This is a genomic window from Photobacterium sp. CCB-ST2H9, assembly GCF_023151555.2.
Classification (GTDB): Bacteria; Pseudomonadota; Gammaproteobacteria; order Enterobacterales; family Vibrionaceae; genus Photobacterium.
Window position 1 is genome coordinate 2,742,241 of record NZ_CP100425.1, and the last position, 22,255, is coordinate 2,764,495.

The window sequence follows — 22,255 nt, forward strand, 5'->3', positions numbered from 1 at the left end:
CAAAAAAAGCGGCTGAAAAGCCGCTTTTTTTCTGTGTGCTGAATTAATCCAGCCCCAGTACTGCCAGTTCTCTGGCCACCACCGCCGGTGGTAACGACACATAACCGTCTTTATCAACCATCTGCTGCCCCTGCTGAGACAGCACAAAGCGCAAAAATTCTGCTTCAGGTTTTGGCAACGGCTTGCCCGGGACTTTATTAATATAGATATAAAGATAGCGGGCCAGCGGATAACTGCCGTTTGCCACGTTTTCCTTGGTGGCAGCGACAAAAGGCCCGTCCCCCTGCGCAATCGGAATCGCCCGGATCCCTGTCGTCCGGTAACCAATCCCCGAATAACCAATTGCATTTAACGACGTCGATACCGACTGCACTACGGAAGCAGAGCCAGGCTGTTCATTCACATCCTGCCGAAAATCCCCGTTACACAATGCTTTTTGCTTGAAGTAACCATAAGTACCGGAAACCGAATTTCGCCCGAACCGCTGAATATCCCGCTGAGTCCAGCGGCCTGTCAGTCCCAGCTGACCCCAGTGTGTGACAGGCTGGTTAGCACCGCAACGCAGCGTCCGGGAAAACACGGCATCCAGCTGCCGGAATCGGAGACCGGGCAATGGGTTGTCTTCGTGAACAAAAACCGCCAGTGCATCAATTGCAACCCGCACTGCTGTCGGCGGATAGCCGTAATTATGCTCAAACGCCGCAATTTCACGGGTCTTCATGGGACGACTCATCGGGCCCAGCTGAGCGGTGGCTTCTGTCAGTGCTGTCGGGGCCGTTGATGAACCCGCAGCCTGCACCTGCACATGTACCGTCGGATAGAGATGCATAAAGGCTTCAGACCAGTAGGTCATCAGATTGGCAAAAGTATCCGATCCGACTGAGTTCAGTGTTCCCGTCACACCTCGCACACTCTGATACGGCGACAATGCTGTGTCCGATTCAGTTAAAAGCCCGCTCTGGCTCTCTGCCATTGCTGGCCCGATGATCAGCACACTGCATAACAGCCCGCTCAGAATACCTCTCAATCCCCAACCTCTGTGTTTCATGTACTGCTCTGATGCCTCCACCCGTCATCGGGTTACCACGGTTTACCAAAATTCTGTGCCGGGACTTTCCATCCCGGCCTTGCGGTTTCAGGCCGCTTTCGATGTCAGCCGTTGCGGCAGGGTAAAGGAAAAGGTACTGCCCTGCCCGACCACACTTTCAATTTCCAGGAAAGAATCATGATGGCTGAGTGCGTGCTTCACGATCGCCAGCCCCAGACCACTGCCGCCGGTTTCCCGGGAGCGGGCTTTGTCGACCCGGTAAAAACGCTCGGTCAGCCGATGGATATGCTGAGGCTCAATCCCGCTGCCGGTATCGGTCACTTCCAGCCGCGGCCCTTTCGGCGACAGGAACCAGCGCACCTTCACCTGACACTTCGGTGGCGTATGTTTCACCGCATTGTAAACCAGATTCGAGATGGCACTGCGAAGCTGGTCCGCATCCCCCAATACCTGAAGACCTTCGTCGACTTCAAATTCAAAGATCTGATCTTTATCGCCGCTGAGTGAGATCGCTTCTTTCTCCAGCACATCCAGCATCGCCGGGACATCCACCTTATCTTCCAGATCCAGATGCGGCGCGGCTTCAATTTTGGACAAGGTCAACAATTGTTCGACCAGAGAATTCATCCGGGTCAGCTGCTCTGTCATCACGCCATGGGCTTTTTCCCACATCGGGCCAATCAGCATGTCCGGGTCACGCGACATTTCCAGATAGCCCTGCAAAACCGTCATTGGAGTCCGCAGTTCATGAGACACATTGGCAAAAAAGTTGCGGCGCATTCCCTCAAGCTGCTTGAGCTGAGAAATATCCCGCACCACCATCAGGTATTCTCCCTCGGTGTAGCGCATGATCCGCAGCTCCAGCGTCCGGTCATAGTTCAGCGGTGAGGTGATTTCCAGCGGATCTTCAAAATCCTGACGGGCCAGATAACGGACAAAATCCGGGCTACGCAGCAAATTACTGACCGGCTGACCGGCATCTTCCGGCCAGCGAAGGCCAAGTAGTTGCTGGGCCAGTTTCGTGCACCAGACAATATTGCCTTCACTACGGAACACCACCACGGCATCCGGCAGGGATTCCGCACCATTGCGGAAACGGCGGATCAGCGTCGCCAGCTCGCGACGGCGGCGGCGGTTGCGTTGCTGCAAACGGTAAATACCGTTAAATAAGGGCTCCCAGCTGCCAGAACCGGACGGCGGCGTCAGGCTGCGATCGGTCCACAGCCAACGGGACATTTTCAGTTGATGATGGCAATGCCAGCCCAGCAAAATCCAGCTGGCGGCTAGCAAAAACCAGGGCATGTAACCGAAGATCAGACCCAGGATGACCCAGGGCAAATAAAAAAAAGCCAGTTCTCTGACCAGCTTTTTCCAGGACAAGCGTTCTACCATTCATGTCTCCCGCCAGCAGTTGCAGTAATCGATTACCGGACAACCAACTCCTGGCTTTTCAATCTTGTGTGGCCGTTAAACCCTGGTGGAAAAACGGTAGCCGGCACCACGGACCGTCTGAACCATTTTATCGTGACCGCCGGATTCCAGCGCTTTACGTAAGCGGCGGATATGCACGTCAACCGTCCGGTCTTCCACATACACATTGGTGCCCCAGACGTTGTTCAGTAACTGCTCACGGCTGTAAACACGTTCCTGATGCGTCATGAAGAAATGCAGCATCTTGAATTCAGTCGGCCCCATTTCCAGCGGCGCTTCATTGGAAGTAACACGGTGTGAAACCGGATCCAGTTTCAGTCCCTGAACATCAATGACCTCATCCAGCGAGGTTGGGGAGACACGACGCATCACCGCTTTCAGGCGTGCCATCAGTTCTTTCGGAGAGAAAGGTTTGGTGATGTAATCATCCGCACCGACTTCCAGTCCACGGACTTTGTCTTCTTCTTCGCCACGTGCCGTCAGCATCACCACAGGAATATTGCGGGTGACTTCATCGCGTTTGAGGTGTTTGATCAAATTGATCCCTGAACCACCCGGCAGCATCCAGTCAAGCAGGATCAGCTCAGGAAAAGGTTCACAGATCTTTTCCAGCGCGGAGTCATAATCTTCAGCTTCAATGGCCTGGTAGCCTTTTTGTTCCAGCACAAAGCACAGCATTTCGCGGATTGGTGCTTCATCCTCTACCACAAGAATCCGTCTAACCATAGTTTCGATACCTAAGTCATTGCTCTCTGTCGGGCGCCATTATCCGGATTAAGTATGACACTTTTGTGACCAAAGGAGCAGTTATCCGCAAAAGCTTAATGCGGTTGCTATTCAATTGTCACCTTATCCGGCCTGAGCAATTGACCATCCTTGCCCGGCCAGCCAGCAGGCCAGGCTGATCGGATCAGCCCTGAACACTGATCCGGCTGCGTCCGCCGCCCATGGCTTCCACGGCCACCTGCACTCCAATCCGCTCCACCAGGGTGCCCACGTGAGAAATAACGCCAATCTGGCGGCCATCTGCCTGCAGCGCATCGAGACAGGCCAGCGCCATTTCCAGACTGTCCGGATCCAGCGTGCCGAAGCCTTCATCAATAAAGAGTGACCCCAGCTGGCGTGTATCCGCAGCCAGTGAGGCCAGCGCCAGCGCCAGAGCCAGCGAGACCAGGAAACTCTCACCGCCGGACAGCGACTCGACGCTGCGGACTTCATCACCCATGTCATGGTCGATCACCTGCAGCGCCAGCGGACTGCCCGGAACCGGTTGCAGCGCATAGCGCGGTGCCAGATCCCCAAGGTGCTCATTGGCCAGCAGGACCAGTTGCTGCAGCGTCAGTCCCTGTGCCAGCGTGCGGAATTTACTTCCGTTCGACGAACCGATCAGCTCGCTCATTTCCAGCCACAACTCGGTATGCTGCTGTTGCTGCTGTAACTGCCGGGTCAGGTCTCCGGCCTGTTGCTCTGCCTGTCCGGCCTGAGCCAGTCGCTGACGCAGACTGAAATACTGCTCTTCAAGCGTCCCCTTCTCAGCCTGCCACTGCGCTTTACATGCTTGCTGATGTTCCGATGCCAGTGAAATCTCCTGCGCCTGGAACCAGGCTCTGGCGGTTTCTGCATTCGGCACATGCTCTTTCAGCGCCTGCTCCCGCTCTGACAGCCGGGTCTGAGCCGCTGCCAGCGTCTGTTCCAGAATGCGCAGAGCCGATTTTTCCTGGGTGACCCAGTCTTCATCCCGGCTGAGCAACGCCACCAGCTCACTTTCCGCCATCCCCAACTTCTGATGCCAGCTTTGCCATAACTGAATTACTTTGCCATGTTCGGTCTCCGCATCACTCAGTTGCTGCCGGACACTCTTCAACGCCGACTGGGATGCGGCATACGCCTCCCCAGCTTGTCGCTGCTGCAGTTCACAGGAAGCCACTGCCTGACGGGCCTTTTCAATCAGAGCCTTATGTTGCGCTTCCAGTGGCGCCAGAGGCTGATCACCGACCAGCGCCTGGCGTTCCTGCCACAACTGCTGGATCTGACGGGACAGCTCTGCCTGTTTCTGCTCTGTCTCAGCCAGTTGTTTTTGCAGGTTCTGAATTTGTGTTTGCCCCTGCGTCAGCACAGGGACAAGTTCATGCAGTTGCCTGTCCGTGCTTTGCAGCGTCTGCTGCCATTGCCGGTAATCTTCAACCTGCTGATTCAAATTCTGTTTATATTGTTCTTCGCCGAGCTCTCGCAACTCTGTCAGCCATACGTCACTGCCAAACTGCTGGTTCAGCGCCTCGGCTCTCTGGCTGCGTACCGCGTGTTGTTCCTGCTGCTGTTCTTCGAGTGAAGCCAGCCTTGCCTGCCGGCCGGCTTCCTCCTGAGCGAGCAGATGTAAATCATGGGACAGACGGGATTCAGCCTGTGTCAGTTGCTGAAGGTGCTGCTCGATTGTACGTCCCTGTTTCAGGCGATTCTGGCCCGCTTCATACTGCTGCTGAAGATGATTCAGCGCCGGATGTAACTGCTCAGCCTCATGCTGCCATGCCTGCATCTGCTCCCGTAAAGCAGCAACCTTAATGTCAGCGGAAAGCGTAATCTCCAGTGACTGTGCCAGAGAACAAACCTGTGCTGAAATTGTGCCCGACACCGCCTGGATACTGGCCAGTTCATCACGCATCACGGCTAAACGCTGTGCATGCTGCGGCAACAGCTGCTCAAGGTGATGGCGTTCACCTTCCAGGGCCTGATACTGCTTTGTCAGCGTCTGGCGGCGTTGATGCTGCTGCTCCAGCAGACTTTCAACGACCGGATGCTGCTCTGCATAAGGGTGATCCGCCCCGCCGCAGAGCGGGCAAGGCTCGCCCGGTCTGAGCAAAGTACGGTAATCCGTCAGCTGCAGTACGGCCTGATTTTGCTGGAACTGATGCTCTGATTCTTCAAGACGCGCGGCGAGCTGAGTCATTTCCGGAGCGAGCTCCTGCAAGCGTTTCCCGGCACTCTGATGTGCCTGATTCAGCTCCTGCTGTTCCTGTGACAGCCGTCCGGCTCGCTCCAGCAGGGCACTCCATTCCTGTGCCTGCGCCATCAACTGCCGCAGCCCGTCCAGTCGCTGCTGACTCAGACGATGTTCCCGCTGACTTGCTTCCTGCGCCGTTTCCAGTGCAGTCAAATCCAGCTCGTTCAATTGCTGAATGAACTGCTGCTTTTGTGTAAGCAACTGCTCAATGTTTTGCTTGAATTTACTTTCCTGAAGCCTGAATGCCTGCTGGTCCTGCAGCGCTTGCTGACTCTCTTTTCTGAACCGGCTTAGTGCGCGATGAGCGCTCAGGTACTGTTTCAGGTTGTCCTGAACAGGCTGAAACTGCTCGGAAACGGCTGCCAGTTTCTGGTTCTGTTCGAGCCTGACGGACAACTGCTGACTACGACTCTGAAGCGCTTGCTGTTCAGCCAGCTTGTTCTGATACTCACGATCTTCCTGCGTTCGTTGCTGCTGCAACAACTGAATTTCCTGAGCCAGCGACTGGTGCTGAAGTTCCAGGCCTTCCTTTTTTTGGTCAAGGATTTGTGCCTGCTTCAGACTGGGCTCCAGTTGCTGCCACGCTTGCTGCACCTGAGCCAGAGACTGTTGCGACTGCTGCACTGCCGCATCGGCCTGTTGCCGCTGCTGCTGATGCATTTCCAGATCCTGTTGCGCGGTTGTGAGCGACTGCTTCAGACGCTCAGTGAGCTGCCCGGACTGATTCAGCAAAGTAAAATCTGCGCGCGCAGGCTGAGCCTTTTCAAGCTGCTCAAGGTACAGATTCCTTGGCGCGGCCTGTTCGCACTGCGTTTTTGCCTCAGTCAGCGTCTGCACACTCTGTGTTATCCGTTCCTGCAACGCAGCTTCGGTCTGTAGGGCCTGCTGATGTTGTCCGAATTCAGCCAGTCGGCTGTCACAGGCCGCCAGCTGAGATTTCAGGCCTGAAATCTCTTCATTCAGCGCCTGTTTTTCTTCCTCAGTCAGCAGCGCGATATCGCCCAGTTTCTCCTGTAACTGAGCCAGTTTCAGCTTTTCATCCCGGGCTTTTTCAAACGCAGCAACCGACAGACGGGCATAGATTTCACCGCCGGTCATTTTCTCCAGCAGCGCTGCCCGCTCGTCGGCACCGGCTTTGAGGAAAGCAGCAAACTCCCCCTGCGGCAGCATGACTGCACGGCGGAACTGATCAAAGGTCAGGCCAATCAGCCGTTCAATTTCAGTCTGTACTTCCTGCTTTTTCCCGGCAAAGCGCTGACCGCTGTCCAGATTCTCCAGCCACTGCTCCGCCGCCTGCACCCGGCCTTCGGCATTGCCTCGGGCCCGGCGAACCTGCCAGCGGGCGCGCCAGCGGGTGCCGTCATTTGCCTGAAAATCAACCTCAGCAAACGCCTCTGCTTTCCCGCGCGACAAAATGCTGCGCACATCATTGGCTTTGATCCGATTGCTGTCTTCACCGCGACCAATTTCAGCATCATTCTTTTTGTTCGACTGTAACCGCGGCATCCGGTCATACAGTGCCAGACAGATGGCATCCAGCAGGGTTGACTTCCCCGCTCCGGTTTTTCCGGTAATGGCAAACAGACCTGCTTCACCCAGCCGCCCGTTGGCAAAATCAATCTCAAACTGTGTTTGCAGGCTGGCAAGATTCTCGCCTCTCAACGCCAGAATTTTCATGGTCTCTGTCTGCCTTTATTCCTGTTCATCTTCAATTTGCGTAAGCAACTGCTCGAAAGCATCCCGCATCGCCTCTGAGGGCTGGCCGTCATATTTCTTCTGCCAGCTCAGGTCAAATACCTGCTGAGGACTGACATCGGATAAACGCTGATGGGCCAGCGGCGACGTCTCTTCCTGCTGCCGGTAATGCGGTGTGATTTTAGCCAGCCGGACCGCCTTGCCTTCTAATACCTGCAACACTTTTTCACGCAGCATCGCCTGCGGCTTATCCAGCAACACCGGGACTTCAAGAAACGGCTGGGCTTCCCGAGGGCTGTCATCACGGTCCAGTTCTTTCAGAGCTGCCAGCACCGATTTGAGCGGCTGAGGCTCAGCAGGAACTTTCAGCATCTCAACCACTCTGGGCACCGGGATCGGCTGAATTTCCGCGAGCTTTTCCCCGTCCAGCTCAACTAAAACCACCTGGTGCTTGTAATGACGCTCCGACATTGAGAGCGGTAAAGGTGAACCGCTGTAACGAATGTGTTCTGTCTGCGCAACCCGCTGAGCCAGATGCAAATGACCTAACGCGGCATAACAGAGCGACTCAGGAAAAATCGAGGCAGGCAATGCATGCTGATTCCCGCCCAGCACCCGACGTTCCGACATTTCAGAAAGCTGTCCCGATGCCATGTAAACATGTCCCATGCCGATCAGCGCCTGCCCCGGCTCACGCCGTTGCTTGGCAGCATCCGTCACCTGCTGATACAGAATTTCGACCCCTTTGATCAAGCGGTCATCGTTCTCGCTCAGATCGTCTGTCCGCAGATCACTGCTGCGCAGGAAAGGCACCGCGAGCACCCAGGCTGCCGTGTGCCCGTTTTTATCGGTGAGCGGCACCAACAGACGATCCATCTCAAGCTGGCCCTGTTCATCGCGGCTGATCCCTCCGACCAGGTGAAGATCAAACGCCTTCAGCAGCTCATGCGGCGCGTCCAGCTTACTTGGGGAGTCGTGATTCCCGCCCGTGATCACCACATTGAGATCCGGCAACGTTTTTGCCAGCCGGGCCAGAAAGCGGTACAGCATCCGCCAGGCACTCGCAGGCGGATTAGCCGTATCGAAAATATCGCCCGCCACCAGCAGGGCATCCACCTGCTCAGCTTCCAGCGTTTCAGCCAGCCAGTTCAGAAACTGCTGGTGCTCGTATTCACGCGGATAGCCATGCAGCTGATGGCCGAGGTGCCAGTCTGAGGTATGTAATATTTTCATGCTGTTAGAATCATCGCGGACAGGGATAGTCAGAATTTGGAACCGATTGTACCTCAGGCAGGTAAGCGGAAGGTGAAGAGACCGGAAAAAATTGCGACACAGTCTGACTGATTTCCTCCGCCGAAATTCATCGGCCAAACAAAGTGCACCAGCCTAGCATCGGACAGCGACTTGGGTATAAGATTGTCGGCCCAATGCACAACCTAGGATCTGTCCCAACTATGCTGTGGTTTAAAAACCTGCTGACCTATCGCTTCAGCCGCGACATCAACATCAACCCGGATGAGCTGGAAAAGCAGCTGGAAGAGTTCCGGTTCACTCCCTGCGGCAGCCAGGACATCCAGAAATTTGGCTGGGTCTCTGCGCTGGGTAAACACGGTGACATGTATACGCACGTGGCCGGTGACAACATTCTGCTCTGTGTCCGGAAAGAAGAAAAAATGCTGCCAGCTTCCGTGATTAAAGAATCTCTGAATGCCAAAGTGGAAGCACAGGAAAAAGAACAGGGCCGTAAACTGAAGAAAAACGAAAAAGACACCCTGAAAGATGAAATCGTCATGGATCTGCTGCCGCGTGCCTTCAGCCGTCGCAGCCACACCTATGCGCTGATTATGCCGTCGCTCGGTTTGCTGCTGGTCGATGCCGGCAGCTTCAAGAAAGCCGAAGACTTACTGGGCCTGCTGCGTAAATCCATCGGCAGCCTGCCGGTTGTACCGGTCACCCTGGCCAAACCTGCCGCTCAGACCTTGACCGAGTGGGTCCGTTCCGGTGACTCACCGAACGGTTTCACCATCGGCGAAGAAGCAGAACTGAAAGCGATTCTGGAAGATGGCGGCGTGATTCGCTGTAAACAGCAGGATCTGAGCTGTGATGAAATTCTGGCTCACATCGAAGCAGACAAAATGGTGACCAAGCTAGCCATGAACTGGCAGGAGCGGATCGACTTCGTGCTGGCCGATGACCTGTCTTTGAAACGTCTGAAGTTTTCTGATGAGCTGCGAGAGCAAAACGACGATATTGACCGCGAAGATATGGCACAGCGTCTGGATGCTGACCTGTCTCTGATGTGCGGTGAACTCTCTGCCATCCTGCCCAACCTGTTTGAAGAAATGGGTGGTCTGGAAGATCGCGTCTGATCAGACGTTGTCTTGCCCGGGCACTTAAATCCCCCCAATAAAAAGCCCCCGCGTCCTCAACAGACACGGGGGCTTATTGATTGAGCAACAATCGCCTAACTGGCGTCTTCGCGAACCAGAGGCTTGACAGTGAAACGGCCGACATCAACTGCGACCACCTCAACTTCTTGCCCTTTTTCCAGCACATTGCCGTGGTAATCATGGCTTAACACCAGAGTCCAGCTGATCCCTGAATATTTCACTGTTCCGTTTTGCTCATGACTGAGCGGCGCATCCAGACGGAATTTCAGGCCGATAAAGTCACTGCTGGTATTGTTGACGGGTCTTTGCGACTGCTGTGAATTTTTCATCGGTTTCCACAGCAAGAGCGTCAGCAATCCGGCACCAATGCCACTGACCCCGACCAATGCCGGGAAGGTCTCCGGCACCACACCCACCAGCGACAGCGTCCCCGTCAATACAGCGGAAACCCCGAGCGCCAGCAGCACAATGGTCGACAACCCCAGCATCCAGACTTCAATGGCCAGCAACAGCAGACCAACCACGATAGTTAACTGGGCCGGGCTTAATCCAAACAGCTCAGTCATGATTACTGCTCCTCAGGCAAGCCCTTCTGCGGTGCTTTTCCGCCCTGCTGGCGGTTCAGCTGATGAATAATGGTCATCGCCTCGGCCACGACATTACTGGCTGAAGCACTGCTGTCCGGCAGAAGAACCACTGAAGATTCTTTTGCAATGGCTTCTCTGGCCTGGATGGCTTTACCCGCCAGATCCAGCTGGATGGCTTTCTGGCCTTCATCGGTTACCGCAACATGACCAATGATTGTCAGCGCATCCGCTTCTGCTTTCGAGACCGCCAGAATAGCCTGCGCCTCACCTTCTGCCTTCAGAACCTGCTCTGCTTTTTCTGCTTCCGCAGCCAGAACGCGAGCCTGCTTCATCCCTTCCGCGATATTGATTTCGCTCTGGCGTTTACCTTCAGATTCCAGAATCACCGCACGCTTTTCCCGCTCGGCTTTCATCTGACGCTCCATCGCGTCCAGCACTGAACGCGGCGGTTCAATATCTTTGATTTCATAGCGCAGCACCTGCACGCCCCAAGGCATCGCAGCATCGTTGATGGCCGAGACAATCGCGGTATTCAGATTTTCACGCTCTTCAAATGTCTTATCGAGATCCATCTTACCGACTTCACTCCGCATCGTGGTTTGTGCCAACTGGGTGACTGAGAAAATATAGTCATCCACACCGTAACTGGCTTTGTAAGGGTCAACGACCTTGATATACAACACGCCGTCAACCACCAGCGAGATGTTATCTTTCGTAATCGCCGACTGGCTCGGTACATCGTACGCCTGCTCTTTCAGCGTCTGGCTGTATGCCACGCGATCAATTAAAGGCACCAGAAAGTTCAGACCGGCTTCCATGGTCTTGTGATATTTGCCGAATCGCTCCACCACAACAGCAGTATTTTGCGGTACAAACTTAATCGCACTGCGAAGAATGACGATAATCAGAATCGCCAGAACAACCCAGATGCTGAGTACAGATGAAATGATATCCTCGATATACATCATTAATTTCCAACCATATGCAATGAGTGAGACATTATGAGATTAAATGGGAAAAACGAACAGCCTTAAATTTACCTAAGGTGCTTAAAATAACCCGGTATATCTCTATAAACGACCAAATATGTATGGGGCTTAGCTCATACACCAACAAAGACTCAAATATGCATGCCGCAATGAATACCCATAAAAAGTTTCAGGCTATTTGCCAGCGCGCAGCCTTCACAGTAAAATCCGCCCTCTGTTTTTCGTCTCCCGTATGTTTATCTCCGGATAAACAGGAGTTCGACCTGATCTGACATCAGACTTTGACCCAGAAGGGGAATCCCGAGTTATGTTTAAACCTGAATTGTTATCGCCTGCCGGCAGCCTGAAAAACATGCGTTATGCCTTTGCCTATGGCGCAGATGCGGTTTACGCAGGCCAGCCACGTTACAGCCTGCGTGTCCGCAACAACGAGTTCAACCATGAGAACCTGAAAATTGGCATCGACGAAGCCCATGCTCAGGGGAAGAAATTCTATGTCGTCTGTAACATTCAGCCTCATAACTCAAAACTAAAAACCTTCATCCGCGACCTGACCCCGATCATCGAGATGGGTCCGGATGCCCTGATCATGTCCGATCCCGGCCTGATCATGATGGTGCGTGAAAGCTTCCCGGACATGCCAATTCATCTCTCCGTTCAGGCCAATGCCGTCAACTGGGCAACGGTGAAGTTCTGGGCATCGCAGGGCGTAGAACGTGTCATCCTGTCGCGCGAACTGTCTCTGGAAGAGATCGAAGAAATCCGCGAGAAATGTCCGGAAACCGAGCTTGAAATTTTTGTTCACGGCGCACTGTGCATGGCTTACTCCGGCCGCTGCCTGCTGTCGGGTTATATGAACAAGCGTGACCCGAACCAGGGTACCTGTACCAACGCCTGCCGCTGGGAATACAAAGCAGAAGCGGCGAAAGAAGATGATGCCGGTCAGATCGTCGAAGTTCAGGATGCCAGTGCCGCCGTTCAGATCCAGGACGTCGCACCGACTCTGGGTGAAGGCCAGACAACCGATCAAGTGGTTCTGCTGAGTGAAAGCCATCGTCCGGAAGAGAAAATGGCCGCATTCGAAGACGAACACGGCACTTATATCATGAACTCCAAAGACCTGCGGGCAGTTCAGCACGTTGAGCGTCTGAGCCGGATGGGCGTTCATTCACTCAAGATTGAAGGCCGCACCAAATCGTTCTACTACTGTGCCCGGACCGCTCAGGTTTACCGTAAAGCCATTGATGATGCCGCCGAAGGCAAGCCATTTGATGAAACCCTGATGAGCACCCTGGAAAGCCTGGCGCATCGCGGTTATACCGAAGGGTTCCTGCGCCGTCATACCCATGATGCTTATCAGAACTATGACTACGGTTACTCCATCTCCGACAGTCAGCAGTTTGTCGGAGAATTCACAGGCCAGCGTCGCGGCGAACTGGCTGAGGTTGAGGTCCGGAATAAATTTATGGTGGGAGACAGTCTGGAACTGATGACGCCAAACGGCAACATCACTTTCACACTGGAAAGCATGGAGAACCGTAAATCAGAATCAATAGACGATGCCAAAGGCAGCGGCCACTTCGTCTTCATTCCGGTTCCGGAAGATCTGGATCTGTCGTATGCCCTGCTGATGCGTAACCTGACAGGCAACGCAACAACACGGAATCCAACTGCAGCCTGATGACCTGCCCACCGTATTGCTGTCATCCGGCAATACGGTGTTCAATTAACTTTTTACAGTTACATTCGGAATATCAGAGCATTTGATAGGAATGGTATACCTCACTCCCTGCTGCATCATTTCCTGCTGACAGATCGGCTCTGTCGTTATTTCCGTCCAGCCCCAGCCAAGAATAATAGAGACGACAATCAACGCTATGGGGTCTAATCTCACCTTCATTTAATGCTCCCCCGCATATATCAGGAACCACGAAAGTAACCTGAATACAATTCAGGTACTTCACTTCAACCTCAATGCCAGCCGGGCTTAATGCTGCTGATCGCCCGAAACCAGCATTGTCACGAACACATATGAAGTGCGGCTAAGTGAGAAATAACGTTAAATCGACCCCATTCCGTAAACATCTGACGTAAATATGACCATATACCCCGTTTTATTTGGCCTTCGCGACTTCTGTGCTAAACTTGCGCCGTTTTATCTCCTTTCAATTTTTGGGGACATATCACACCCCGCGAAGGATCGTCTCTTCTGTAAGCGAATGCTTTAAATTTCTGCGGATGTAATCTTATGGCCTTACTCATTACCGACAAATGTATCAACTGCGACATGTGCGATCCTGAATGTCCGAATGACGCCATCAGCATGGGGGAAGCGATCTATGAGATCGACCCGAATCGCTGTACCGAGTGCAGAGGCCATTATGAGAAGCCGACTTGTCTGTCGGTTTGTCCGATCAACAACTGCATCATCCCCGATCCCGCACATATCGAGACCGAGGAAGCTCTGCTGGAAAAATTCGTGCAGCTGCAGGGGCTGGCCTGAACCGGCACTCTATTGCGCGATCTTCTTCGCTTTCTTCAGATCAACCGCATACCGATCTTTTTCCTGCACCGGCTCAGTTCCATTCAGCATCGCCATACAGCTTGCCGGCGGTAAGGGTTTGAGCACCGGACGTTTCTTAGCGGGTTTCGCTTTGGCGGTTTGACGCTCAGAGACAGGTTTCGGCTTCCAGGAAGCCAGTTCTGCCCCGCAGCCATCTCCCGGCGGTGGTGGCAGCTGTTCCTTACACTGGCTGTCCCCCTGTGGGCAATGCATCCGGACATGGAAATGATAATAATGCCCCCACCAGGGCCTGACCTTACGCAGCCAGCGGCGATCGGTCCATGTCGCAGCACACAGCTGCTCTTTGATCACCGGATGGACAAAAATCCTCGCCACATGGTCATCGGAAGCTGCCAGCTGGATCAAATTCGCCTGATTGTCCGTCCAGTTGTCCCTGATGATCTGGTATGCCTTCAAATCAACCATCGGCAGCGGTTGAAGTGTTTTCAACACCTCTTCTGAGGCTGGGTGTTCCAGGGTGGTGAGCCAGATATCAGCATCCAGCCCGGTCTGGTGACTGGCATGCCCGGAGCGAAAACGTCCGCCCCGCGGCATTGCAATATCACTGACCAGCAGTTGACCCAGCCGGAGTTTGCTTGCTTTGGCAGACAGTTGTTCAAGAAACGCGATCATACTCTGGTGACCGTAATACCGGCCCCGCTCTGACCGTACCCGCTGATACCCCTCTCCTTCTGCCGGGAGCGGGGTTGCACCGGCAAGACAGCCATTACTGTAGCTGCCAATTGCCTGAGGCTGACCTGGAGTCGGGGTTTCAAAATGTTCCCAGGGCGTCGACCAGGCGGGCAAGCTGACCAAACCGCTGGCCATACAGCCCAAGAGCAGAACGGATACAGATAATCTTTTGAGGAGAAACCGCCTCGCAGCAACAAACTGAAAGACGGCAGAATGGAAGTGGACATGAAGCACCGGTGCTCACCCTGTGATTAATTTGAGAACTTAATCACATAAGTTTATACCATCCGAATTATTTTATTTGCTGATCAAGATTGAGAATGGTCAGCGCATTACTGACACTGGTCGCCAGCACATCAACGACGCCGGATCGCAGTGCGCCAAGTAATGCCAGTGCCTTACTGTTCTCAGCGGCTGTGACCACCACCGTCGGAATATGGCGCAGTTCCTCCATGCTCAGACCGATCACCCGATCGCTCATCATGGTGTCGGAGCGTTTCCCCTGACTGTCAAAAAAGTCATAGCCGGCAATATCACCGACGACACCTTTCCGGATACGGGCCTCAACAATTTCCTGGGGGGTAAACCAGCCCATTTTCACCATGTGGCTGTTTTCATTCATGTCGCCCACCCCAACCAGGGCCAGATCCGCCCGCCGGGCACGGTCCAGTGTTTCCTTCACTGTACTGTTCATCATGAAAGCATCTTTCACGCGGATATCGGCGACATACGCCGGGGCATACAGGGTTTCACTGATGCCGTCGTACTTCTTGGCCAGCTGACGGCAGATATGGTCGGCATTGATGGCATTACCCGAACGATGGGTTCCGCCAATGCCGCAAACAAAGCGGCAGTTGCGATGCGGGACCACCCCGACATGGCTGGCGATCGCGGCAATATTACGTCCCTGTCCGACAGCCACCACCATATCATCGGTCAGGGTCGAGGCAAGATAACTGGACACCAGACTGGCAACCTGTTGACGCTGAGCTTCCTCATCCGGTTGATCAAGCGCGATCAGGGCCCGTTTCAGCTGAAAACGGTCAATCAGCTGCTGCTCCAGCTTTTCACTGAAGACCGGGTGATACTTAACGGTAATTTCCACCACACCCTCATCACGTGCCCTGCGAAGCAGCCGACCCACTTTGGCCCGCGACATCCCGAATCGCTGTGAAATTTCTTCCTGAGTGGCACCATCCTGATAATACGCAATGGCAATTTCGGTCAGCTGATCACTGTCGACCTGTGCCGCATCCGTGGTGTTAAGATTCATCGTCAAGTCCTTAGCTCATCCAGACCCGGCTATCTTACCCTGTCCCGTCACCGCGTGCGAGGCATGAGCCTGTACAGCTTTACTGACATCTTACAGCTGAGTGCTGTACAGCTTTCCAAGCAAAAAGAACACCACAAACCATTTATTAGTAAGCTATTGATTTATATAAGACGATCAGCTTGTACAGCTTTTTGACTATTGTAACCCCAAAGCTAAAAAAGCTGATCACCTGTATGGGGAGGAACGACACAGCGATTACCCGGTGATCCCCCATGCCAGTTCCACCGCTTCACGACGGGCAAAGCGGTCAAAATGAGTTTTCACAATCTCTTTTACCACTTCCAGCGCCTCGTCGGAGTCCGCCTGACATTCAACCGTCAGCATGGATTCCGTCGCGCGAAACTCACAGGTTCCCATCGCAAAAAATACCCTGCCCTGCCGATCGTCCCATTCGGCATCCACTTTATGATTAAAATGCTTACACAAATGACGGAGATATTTACTGCCGTCCGGGGTCTGGATGTGTGTCATAACATGATGACTCATCACGGTTCTCCTGTTCCGCTTACAATAAAGCGTCAATATAGCACAGTAATGAGAACCATTATCAAGTCATTGAATTAATTTAATGGGTTGATATATGTTTCTATTTCAATAAGATGCGACTTCATCCATCGATCCTGCCATCGGACTGACACCACCACACGTGTTACCCTGCTCACCGACACATTCTGATAGGCACTGACTTCGAGGCCTACCGGCGTATTGTAAAGCATCAGCGTTTCCTTCCTTACCTCGGGCGGGTATTCTGGCTGGCCCCGCAGCGCTTCCAGTGCAGATTCAGCCTGATTCACCGCAGAAAGCGTCAGGAGTGCGTTGTCAGTCTGGATATTCAGATATGCCTGCAGCTTCATCATTCCGGCCAGTCCGACACTGACCAGCAAAAGTGCAACCAGCGCTTCGAAAACACTGAAGCCTTGTTGTCGTCCGTGAACAGGCAAATTGCATTTAAAAATCATGCCAAGTTCCCGACACCCAACGCAGCAGCAATTGCTCCTCCGTCTCCACCACGTCGCCATCCGACCACAGACGGCAGTTAGATTGATGTTCTGACCTGCAGATCACCACTTCAGCCTGATGAACCAGATGAACCTGTGCTTTTCCGGCCACCAGCGATGCAGCTCTGAACTGAAAACCGCCACCGCTCACTTCAGTCATTTGCACAGTCAGTTGCCGCCCCTCCGTATGCTGGTCGCAGGCGGAAAAGCTGACATCAAGCAGTAGCAAAGTCATTAACCGGACCGGCCGGGCTTGAGAGATAGTTTTAAGCTCAGTCTGGAGCCGTTCAAAAGCACAAGTGAGCCCGCCTTCCGCCAGCCAGTGCGCCTGCCGAGAAAACAGCGTATTTTGTGCCCGTTTCACCTGATAGAGGGTCGTACCGGAACTTCCCAGTACAAAAACTATGGCAACTGAAAGCATCATGCTGGTGATCAGCAGCGTGGCCACTCCTTTTTCTGAGACACGAGAACCAGGCACCGTCATGACGGATTCCTCAAATTCAGCGTCATGTCTTCGTGATGACTCACCGAACCATCCAGCGCTTGTACCGAGAGTGAAAATTGCAGCTGCTGGCCCTGTTGGCGGCCATGAGACCACGAAACGCTCTGAACCTGCCAGTCAGTCACTCTCATCCACCGGGAATCCAGCAAGGCCTGCCCGCCATGGCATGCCTGCTCGGGCGAAGTAAACACTGCACCAGAAGAGCGGACCCTGAGTTCACCATCCTCGTGATAATAAGCTTTCACCACGGCGCCATCACTGAGCTCATAGCGCATCACAAAGCACTGCATCTCTGTCACATGGACAGTGTCTTCAGAACCATTCAGCCGCAAGGGCCCACCACTCTGCATCTGGTAGCCCGCACGGCGTAAATCTGCCGACAGCATCCGCCAGGCATCCTGCACGTCCTGCGCCAGCATCAATTGTGTCGCGCGGCTGACCGCCGCCCGCTGGCCCGCCATCAGTAAATGCACCAGCATGGTGAGTACCATCATACTCAGCGCACTGGCCACCGCCATTTCAAGGAGGCTGAATCCGGCCATCGAATGCTTAGCAGGCAGCATAGCCAAACTCACCTTGCGGACTGCAGACATAAATACGCCCAGTGACATTACTGAATGTAATCCGCGCCAGAACATCCTGATGCCGGGATACATACAGACTTCCGGCGGCATGAGGACGACCGGTCAGCGGGTCAAGAGAGACATGCTCATTGGAGAAACTTCGGCTGAGCTGAAAAGGAGCATAATCCTGGCCGGAAAGCGCTTTGGTCACCTGAACCTCTCCCGCGAGCGCCGCCCAAATTTGCCAGTCGTTCCGGCTGACGATATCCGATTCGGAGAAACGTGGCACATGCTGAAACAGAATCTGAACCACTTCACCCCGTGTCACGGCCTCCGATTTTGCCTGCACCAGCAGCCATTCCAGTTCACTGACCAGCCGGGCCAGCCGCTGTCTGGCCATCAATTCAGAAAAAGACGGGACCGCAGCAGATACGACGATCCCGATAAAAAGCAAGACCACTACCATTTCCAGCAGTGTCATACCGCGATCACTCGCAACGCAGTGAAACCGCTCTGGCCGGATATCCCTGACTTTCCGGCACGTCTCCCAACTTACCATTTCCCTCAACTCCAGCTTCTTTTTTCTCTGGTCGTCATGATGACAAAGCGTCAGGATAAAACAGCGCTCAACAGCTCACACAGTGAAGTCAATCGAAAGGAAATCAGGATGATGAAAAACGTAAAACAACAGGGAGTGACCCTGATCGAACTACTGATTGTCGTCGTGCTTATCGGGATCCTTGCGGTGTTTGCTCACCCGACCTATGTGTCACAACAGCATCAGGCTTATCTCCGTCAGGCACAGGCTGATCTCATCATGCTGCAACTGGCGGTTGAACAGACCAGAATCGAAAGCAATCACTACCCGGAAGCCCTGGATGAACGCCTTTGCCCGGCCTGTCAGTTTGATAATCCGTACTATGGTTACCGAATTGTCCGCACAGCGGGTCAGTACACTTTGTTAGCAGAACACAGAAGAGAGATTTCCAGTTGTCAGAGTCTGGGTATAGAGCCGAATGGCACCACGTTTCCGCCAGAGTGCTGGTAAAGCGCTGCAGGACAGAAGCCATAAAAAAGGCCGACATCACGTCGGCCTTTGGTAGCACATCAAACCGGAAATTTAACCGGTCAGATCATCAAAGAACTTTTTCACACCATCGAAGAAACCTTCGGAACGTGGCTTATGCTTCTTTGCATCAGAGCCAGTCAGGGTTTTTTCAAATTCCTGCAGCAGTTCTTTCTGGCGGGAGCTCAGATTCACAGGAGTCTCAACCACCAGTTTACAGATCAAATCACCCACAGCTCCGCCACGGACAGACTTCACGCCTTTTCCGCGCATCCGGAACATACGGCCGGTCTGAGTTTCAGACGGTACTTTCAGGCTGACACGACCGTCCAGGGTCGGTACTTCCACTTCGCCCCCCAGTGCAGCCATCGTAAAGCTGACCGGAACTTCGCAGTACAGGTTGTTACCGTCACGTTCAAAAATCGCATGTTTCTGTACATGGACCTGAACATACAGATCACCGGCCGGAGCGCCGAATTCTCCGGCTTCACCCTCACCCGTCAGACGGATACGGTCACCCGTGTCCACACCGGCAGGAATTTTCACAGACAGCGTCTTGGTTTCCTGAACTCGGCCCTGACCATGACACTTACCACATGGATCGGTGATGATCTGACCACGGCCATGACAGTGCGGACAGGTCTGCTGAACGGCAAAGAAACCCTGACGCATCTGGACCTGACCGGAACCATGACAGGTACCGCATGTCGTCGGTGAAGAGCCTTTCTTGGCACCAGAACCCTCACAAGTATCACAGTTGACGAGCGTCGGAACACGAATTTCCTTGGTGCAGCCGCGAACAGCTTCTTCCAGGGTCAACTCCATGTTATAGCGCAAATCCGCCCCGCGCTGTGCACGCGGCTGGCCGCCACGACGACCGCCGCCACCGAAGATATCACCGAAAACATCACCGAAAATGTCGCTGAAATCTGCACCGCCGCCAAAGCCGCCGCCACCGCCCATACCACCTTGTTCAAAGGCAGCGTGGCCGTACTGATCGTAGGCCGCTTTCTTCTGCGGATCGGTCAGAATTTCATAAGCGGTCTTCACTTCTTTGAATTTGTCCGCCGCGCTCTCGTCACCCGGGTTACGGTCCGGGTGGAATTTCATTGCCAGACGTTTGTAGGCCTTTTTGATGTCACGCTCACTGGCGTCACGGCCTACGCCTAACACTTCGTAAAAATCACGTTTTGACATATTAAACTGTCACCTGCCTTGATACAGCTGCGGGCGTAAGAGTTCCCTCTAAACGCCCGCGCCCAAATAAGATTATGAAATCACACTCTTATTTTTTATCGTCTTTAACTTCTTCGAACTCAGCATCGACAACATCGTCATCTTTCGACTGAGACTGCTCACCAGCGTCAGCCTGTTGAGCCTGTGCCTGCTGCTGGGCGACTTCCATCAGCTTTTGAGAAGCTGCAATCAGTGCCTGTACTTTGGCATCAATTGCTTCTTTGTCTTCGCCTTTACGGGCTGCTTCCAGCTCAGAAACAGCGGCTTCGATCTTCTCTTTCTCGTCCGCAGGCAGTGCATCGCCAGCTTCTTCGATTTGCTTGCGAGTGCCGTGCACCAGCTGGTCAGCCTGGTTACGGGCAGAAACTAAATCTTCGAACTTCTTGTCCGCTTCTTTGTTCGCTTCTGCTTCCTGAACCATTTTCTCGATTTCGTCGTCGCTCAGACCACCAGATGCCTGGATTGTGATCTTCTGCTCTTTACCTGTGCTCTTGTCTTTCGCTGAGACGTGCAGGATACCGTCCGCATCCAGGTCGAAAATCACTTCGATCTGAGGCATACCACGAGGCGCTGCCTGAATACCTTCCAGGTTGAACTGACCCAGAGACTTGTTGAAGTTCGCTTGTTTACGCTCACCCTGCAGTACGTGAATGGTTACTGCACTCTGGTTGTCTTCAGCCGTCGAGAACACTTGCTCCGCTTTCGTTGGGATAGTGGTGTTCTTCTCGATCAGCTTGGTCATCACACCGCCCATGGTTTCGATACCCAGAGACAGTGGCGTCACGTCCAGCAGCAGTACGTCTTTCACTTCACCAGCCAGTACGCCGCCCTGAACCGCAGCACCGACAGCAACAGCTTCGTCCGGGTTCACGTCTTTACGCGCTTCTTTACCGAAGAATTCAGCAACTTTTGCCTGAACCATTGGCATACGGGTCTGACCGCCCACCAGGATCACGTCGGTAATTTCGCTGACAGACAGGTCTGCATCAGCCAGAGCAACTTTCATTGGCTCCAGTGAACGCTGAACCAGATCTTCAACCAGTGACTCCAGTTTCGCACGGGTCACTTTGATGTTCATGTGTTTCGGACCGGTCGCATCTGCAGTGATGTACGGCAGGTTTACGTCAGTCTGTTGTGCAGAAGACAGCTCAATTTTCGCTTTCTCTGCGGCTTCTTTCAGACGCTGCATCGCCAGCGGATCTTTACGCAGGTCGATGCCTTGCTCTTTCTTGAATTCGTCAACCAGGTAGTTGATCAGACGGTTATCGAAATCTTCACCACCCAGGTGGGTATCACCGTTGGTTGCCAGAACTTCAAAGGTTTTCTCGCCTTCAACTTCGTCGATCTCAATGATAGAGATATCGAAAGTACCGCCACCCAGGTCGTATACCGCAATCGTGCGGTCACCGCCTTGCTTGTCCAGGCCGTAAGCCAGTGCAGCAGCAGTCGGTTCGTTGATAATACGTTTAACTTCCAGACCCGCGATACGGCCGGCATCTTTGGTTGCCTGACGCTGTGCATCGTTGAAGTACGCAGGAACAGTAATAACTGCACCCGTTACTGTCTCGCCCAGGTAATCTTCAGCTGTTTTCTTCATTTTTTTCAGAACTTCAGCGGAAACCTGAGGTGCTGCCATTTTCTGGCCTTTTGCTTCAACCCAAGCGTCGCCGTTGTCTGCTTTCACAATTTTGAAAGGCATGATTTCGATGTCGCGCTGTACTTCTTCATCTTCGAAGCGGCGACCGATCAGACGCTTGATTGCAAACAGGGTGTTTTCAGGGTTTGTCACCGCCTGACGTTTCGCAGGCTGACCGACCAGTGTCTCGCCATCTTGTGTATAGGCGATGATCGAAGGCGTTGTACGATCACCTTCTGCGTTTTCAATCACGCGTGGTTTATCACCATCCAGTACAGCTACACATGAGTTGGTTGTACCCAAGTCAATACCAATGATTTTACCCATCAGGCTCTCTCCGAAATTCGTTGGTTTACTGGCTTCGTCCTGTTCGCAACAGTGACGAGCTTGGGGCGTATGGCCCGCGATTCTGTTATTACGGTATCGTATGACTACTAAATAAGGCCGTCCGATACCTTTTCAAGGGGCAGATCGAAAAAAAATTAAAAAAATAAAACCCACCGAAGTGGGCTTTCATTCATTCCGCC

General features: G+C 53.5%; 20 protein-coding genes. 4 read left to right on the forward strand and 16 right to left on the reverse strand.

Annotation, left to right across the window (positions count from 1 at the left end; all coding sequences use genetic code 11):
- Nucleotides 1-43: 43 nt before the first annotated feature.
- From L4174_RS12680 to L4174_RS12700, 5 genes are all read right to left on the reverse strand, one after another.
- Nucleotides 44-1,048, reverse strand: a complete 1,005-nt coding sequence (locus L4174_RS12680; RefSeq protein ID WP_256549300.1) for a PstS family phosphate ABC transporter substrate-binding protein — start codon at nt 1,046-1,048, stop codon at nt 44-46.
- 87 nt (nt 1,049-1,135) lie between these two features.
- Nucleotides 1,136-2,440, reverse strand: a complete 1,305-nt coding sequence (phoR, locus tag L4174_RS12685) for a phosphate regulon sensor histidine kinase PhoR (protein WP_248141237.1) — start codon at nt 2,438-2,440, stop codon at nt 1,136-1,138.
- 75 nt (nt 2,441-2,515) lie between these two features.
- Nucleotides 2,516-3,205, reverse strand: coding sequence for a phosphate regulon transcriptional regulator PhoB (gene phoB, locus L4174_RS12690; RefSeq protein WP_036751482.1), 690 nt, complete (start codon nt 3,203-3,205; stop codon nt 2,516-2,518).
- A gap of 184 nt (nt 3,206-3,389) precedes the next feature.
- Nucleotides 3,390-7,154: an AAA family ATPase gene (locus tag L4174_RS12695; RefSeq protein WP_248141238.1), complete on the reverse strand. Its 3,765-nt coding sequence runs from the start codon at nt 7,152-7,154 to the stop codon at nt 3,390-3,392.
- 15 nt (nt 7,155-7,169) lie between these two features.
- Nucleotides 7,170-8,405 carry an exonuclease SbcCD subunit D C-terminal domain-containing protein gene (locus tag L4174_RS12700; protein WP_248141239.1) on the reverse strand — a complete coding sequence of 412 codons (1,236 nt, stop codon included), beginning with the start codon at nt 8,403-8,405 and terminating at the stop codon, nt 7,170-7,172.
- Nucleotides 8,406-8,629: 224 nt separating this feature from the next.
- Here L4174_RS12700 and rdgC point away from each other — a divergent pair, with 224 nt between their 5' ends.
- The gene (gene rdgC, locus L4174_RS12705; RefSeq protein ID WP_248141711.1) at nt 8,630-9,541 is read left to right on the forward strand and encodes a recombination-associated protein RdgC; all 912 of its coding nucleotides are present in this window, start codon (nt 8,630-8,632) and stop codon (nt 9,539-9,541) included.
- 95 nt (nt 9,542-9,636) lie between these two features.
- Here rdgC and L4174_RS12710 read toward each other — a convergent pair whose 3' ends face one another.
- Together L4174_RS12710 and L4174_RS12715 are read right to left on the reverse strand one after the other, a co-directional pair.
- A complete protein-coding gene (locus tag L4174_RS12710) occupies nt 9,637-10,128 on the reverse strand; it encodes an NfeD family protein (protein ID WP_248141240.1) in 492 nt (163 codons plus the stop codon).
- A gap of 2 nt (nt 10,129-10,130) precedes the next feature.
- Entirely contained in the window at nt 10,131-11,114 is a 984-nt protein-coding gene (locus tag L4174_RS12715; protein WP_371929409.1) for an SPFH domain-containing protein, read from the reverse strand.
- A gap of 331 nt (nt 11,115-11,445) precedes the next feature.
- Here L4174_RS12715 and yegQ point away from each other — a divergent pair, with 331 nt between their 5' ends.
- Nucleotides 11,446-12,819, forward strand: a complete 1,374-nt coding sequence (yegQ, locus tag L4174_RS12720) for a tRNA 5-hydroxyuridine modification protein YegQ (protein ID WP_248141242.1) — start codon at nt 11,446-11,448, stop codon at nt 12,817-12,819.
- Nucleotides 12,820-13,386: 567 nt separating this feature from the next.
- On the forward strand, nt 13,387-13,641 hold the full coding sequence (locus L4174_RS12725) for a YfhL family 4Fe-4S dicluster ferredoxin (RefSeq protein WP_248141243.1): 255 nt from the start codon (nt 13,387-13,389) through the stop codon (nt 13,639-13,641).
- A gap of 9 nt (nt 13,642-13,650) precedes the next feature.
- Here L4174_RS12725 and mepA read toward each other — a convergent pair whose 3' ends face one another.
- From mepA to L4174_RS12760, 7 genes are all read right to left on the reverse strand, one after another.
- Complete coding sequence (gene mepA / locus L4174_RS12730) at nt 13,651-14,529, reverse strand: penicillin-insensitive murein endopeptidase (protein WP_248141244.1); 879 nt, start codon at nt 14,527-14,529, stop codon at nt 13,651-13,653.
- Nucleotides 14,530-14,686: 157 nt separating this feature from the next.
- Complete coding sequence (locus L4174_RS12735; RefSeq protein WP_248141245.1) at nt 14,687-15,667, reverse strand: sugar-binding transcriptional regulator; 981 nt, start codon at nt 15,665-15,667, stop codon at nt 14,687-14,689.
- A gap of 255 nt (nt 15,668-15,922) precedes the next feature.
- Complete coding sequence (locus L4174_RS12740; RefSeq protein ID WP_248141246.1) at nt 15,923-16,213, reverse strand: DUF2218 domain-containing protein; 291 nt, start codon at nt 16,211-16,213, stop codon at nt 15,923-15,925.
- 74 nt (nt 16,214-16,287) lie between these two features.
- Complete coding sequence (locus L4174_RS12745) at nt 16,288-16,686, reverse strand: prepilin-type N-terminal cleavage/methylation domain-containing protein (RefSeq protein WP_248141247.1); 399 nt, start codon at nt 16,684-16,686, stop codon at nt 16,288-16,290.
- Nucleotides 16,676-17,209, reverse strand: coding sequence for a hypothetical protein (locus L4174_RS12750; protein ID WP_248141248.1), 534 nt, complete (start codon nt 17,207-17,209; stop codon nt 16,676-16,678). The genes L4174_RS12745 and L4174_RS12750 overlap by 11 nt, the downstream gene beginning before the upstream one ends.
- The gene (locus tag L4174_RS12755) at nt 17,206-17,790 is read right to left on the reverse strand and encodes a PilW family protein (protein ID WP_248141249.1); all 585 of its coding nucleotides are present in this window, start codon (nt 17,788-17,790) and stop codon (nt 17,206-17,208) included. The genes L4174_RS12750 and L4174_RS12755 overlap by 4 nt, the downstream gene beginning before the upstream one ends.
- Nucleotides 17,777-18,349, reverse strand: a complete 573-nt coding sequence (locus L4174_RS12760) for a Tfp pilus assembly protein FimT/FimU (RefSeq protein WP_248141250.1) — start codon at nt 18,347-18,349, stop codon at nt 17,777-17,779. Before L4174_RS12760 ends, L4174_RS12755 begins: the two co-directional genes overlap by 14 nt.
- A gap of 108 nt (nt 18,350-18,457) precedes the next feature.
- On the opposite strand from L4174_RS12760, the gene L4174_RS12765 reads away from it, so the two are divergent.
- A complete protein-coding gene (locus L4174_RS12765; protein WP_248141251.1) occupies nt 18,458-18,838 on the forward strand; it encodes a type IV pilin protein in 381 nt (126 codons plus the stop codon).
- A gap of 72 nt (nt 18,839-18,910) precedes the next feature.
- On the opposite strand, the gene dnaJ is transcribed toward L4174_RS12765, so the two are convergent.
- The gene (dnaJ, locus tag L4174_RS12770) at nt 18,911-20,053 is read right to left on the reverse strand and encodes a molecular chaperone DnaJ (protein ID WP_248141252.1); all 1,143 of its coding nucleotides are present in this window, start codon (nt 20,051-20,053) and stop codon (nt 18,911-18,913) included.
- 88 nt (nt 20,054-20,141) lie between these two features.
- Nucleotides 20,142-22,055, reverse strand: coding sequence for a molecular chaperone DnaK (dnaK, locus tag L4174_RS12775; protein WP_248141253.1), 1,914 nt, complete (start codon nt 22,053-22,055; stop codon nt 20,142-20,144).
- Between the last annotated feature and the right edge of the window lie 200 nt (nt 22,056-22,255).

What these genes read in the sequence shown, in the direction of transcription:
- L4174_RS12680 (WP_256549300.1), bottom strand. Translation starts at nt 1,048, where the DNA reads ATGAAACACAGAGGTTGGGGATTGAGAGGTATTCTGAGCGGGCTGTTA.
- phoR (WP_248141237.1), bottom strand. Translation starts at nt 2,440, where the DNA reads ATGGTAGAACGCTTGTCCTGGAAAAAGCTGGTCAGAGAACTGGCTTTT.
- phoB (WP_036751482.1), bottom strand. Translation starts at nt 3,205, where the DNA reads ATGGTTAGACGGATTCTTGTGGTAGAGGATGAAGCACCAATCCGCGAA.
- L4174_RS12695 (WP_248141238.1), bottom strand. Translation starts at nt 7,154, where the DNA reads ATGAAAATTCTGGCGTTGAGAGGCGAGAATCTTGCCAGCCTGCAAACA.
- L4174_RS12700 (WP_248141239.1), bottom strand. Translation starts at nt 8,405, where the DNA reads ATGAAAATATTACATACCTCAGACTGGCACCTCGGCCATCAGCTGCAT.
- L4174_RS12710 (WP_248141240.1), bottom strand. Translation starts at nt 10,128, where the DNA reads ATGACTGAGCTGTTTGGATTAAGCCCGGCCCAGTTAACTATCGTGGTT.
- L4174_RS12715 (WP_371929409.1), bottom strand. Translation starts at nt 11,114, where the DNA reads ATGTATATCGAGGATATCATTTCATCTGTACTCAGCATCTGGGTTGTT.
- yegQ (WP_248141242.1), top strand. Translation starts at nt 11,446, where the DNA reads ATGTTTAAACCTGAATTGTTATCGCCTGCCGGCAGCCTGAAAAACATG.
- L4174_RS12725 (WP_248141243.1), top strand. Translation starts at nt 13,387, where the DNA reads ATGGCCTTACTCATTACCGACAAATGTATCAACTGCGACATGTGCGAT.
- mepA (WP_248141244.1), bottom strand. Translation starts at nt 14,529, where the DNA reads ATGGCCAGCGGTTTGGTCAGCTTGCCCGCCTGGTCGACGCCCTGGGAA.
- L4174_RS12735 (WP_248141245.1), bottom strand. Translation starts at nt 15,667, where the DNA reads ATGAATCTTAACACCACGGATGCGGCACAGGTCGACAGTGATCAGCTG.
- L4174_RS12740 (WP_248141246.1), bottom strand. Translation starts at nt 16,213, where the DNA reads ATGAGTCATCATGTTATGACACACATCCAGACCCCGGACGGCAGTAAA.
- L4174_RS12745 (WP_248141247.1), bottom strand. Translation starts at nt 16,686, where the DNA reads ATGATTTTTAAATGCAATTTGCCTGTTCACGGACGACAACAAGGCTTC.
- L4174_RS12750 (WP_248141248.1), bottom strand. Translation starts at nt 17,209, where the DNA reads ATGACGGTGCCTGGTTCTCGTGTCTCAGAAAAAGGAGTGGCCACGCTG.
- L4174_RS12755 (WP_248141249.1), bottom strand. Translation starts at nt 17,790, where the DNA reads ATGCTGCCTGCTAAGCATTCGATGGCCGGATTCAGCCTCCTTGAAATG.
- L4174_RS12760 (WP_248141250.1), bottom strand. Translation starts at nt 18,349, where the DNA reads ATGGTAAGTTGGGAGACGTGCCGGAAAGTCAGGGATATCCGGCCAGAG.
- L4174_RS12765 (WP_248141251.1), top strand. Translation starts at nt 18,458, where the DNA reads ATGATGAAAAACGTAAAACAACAGGGAGTGACCCTGATCGAACTACTG.
- dnaJ (WP_248141252.1), bottom strand. Translation starts at nt 20,053, where the DNA reads ATGTCAAAACGTGATTTTTACGAAGTGTTAGGCGTAGGCCGTGACGCC.
- dnaK (WP_248141253.1), bottom strand. Translation starts at nt 22,055, where the DNA reads ATGGGTAAAATCATTGGTATTGACTTGGGTACAACCAACTCATGTGTA.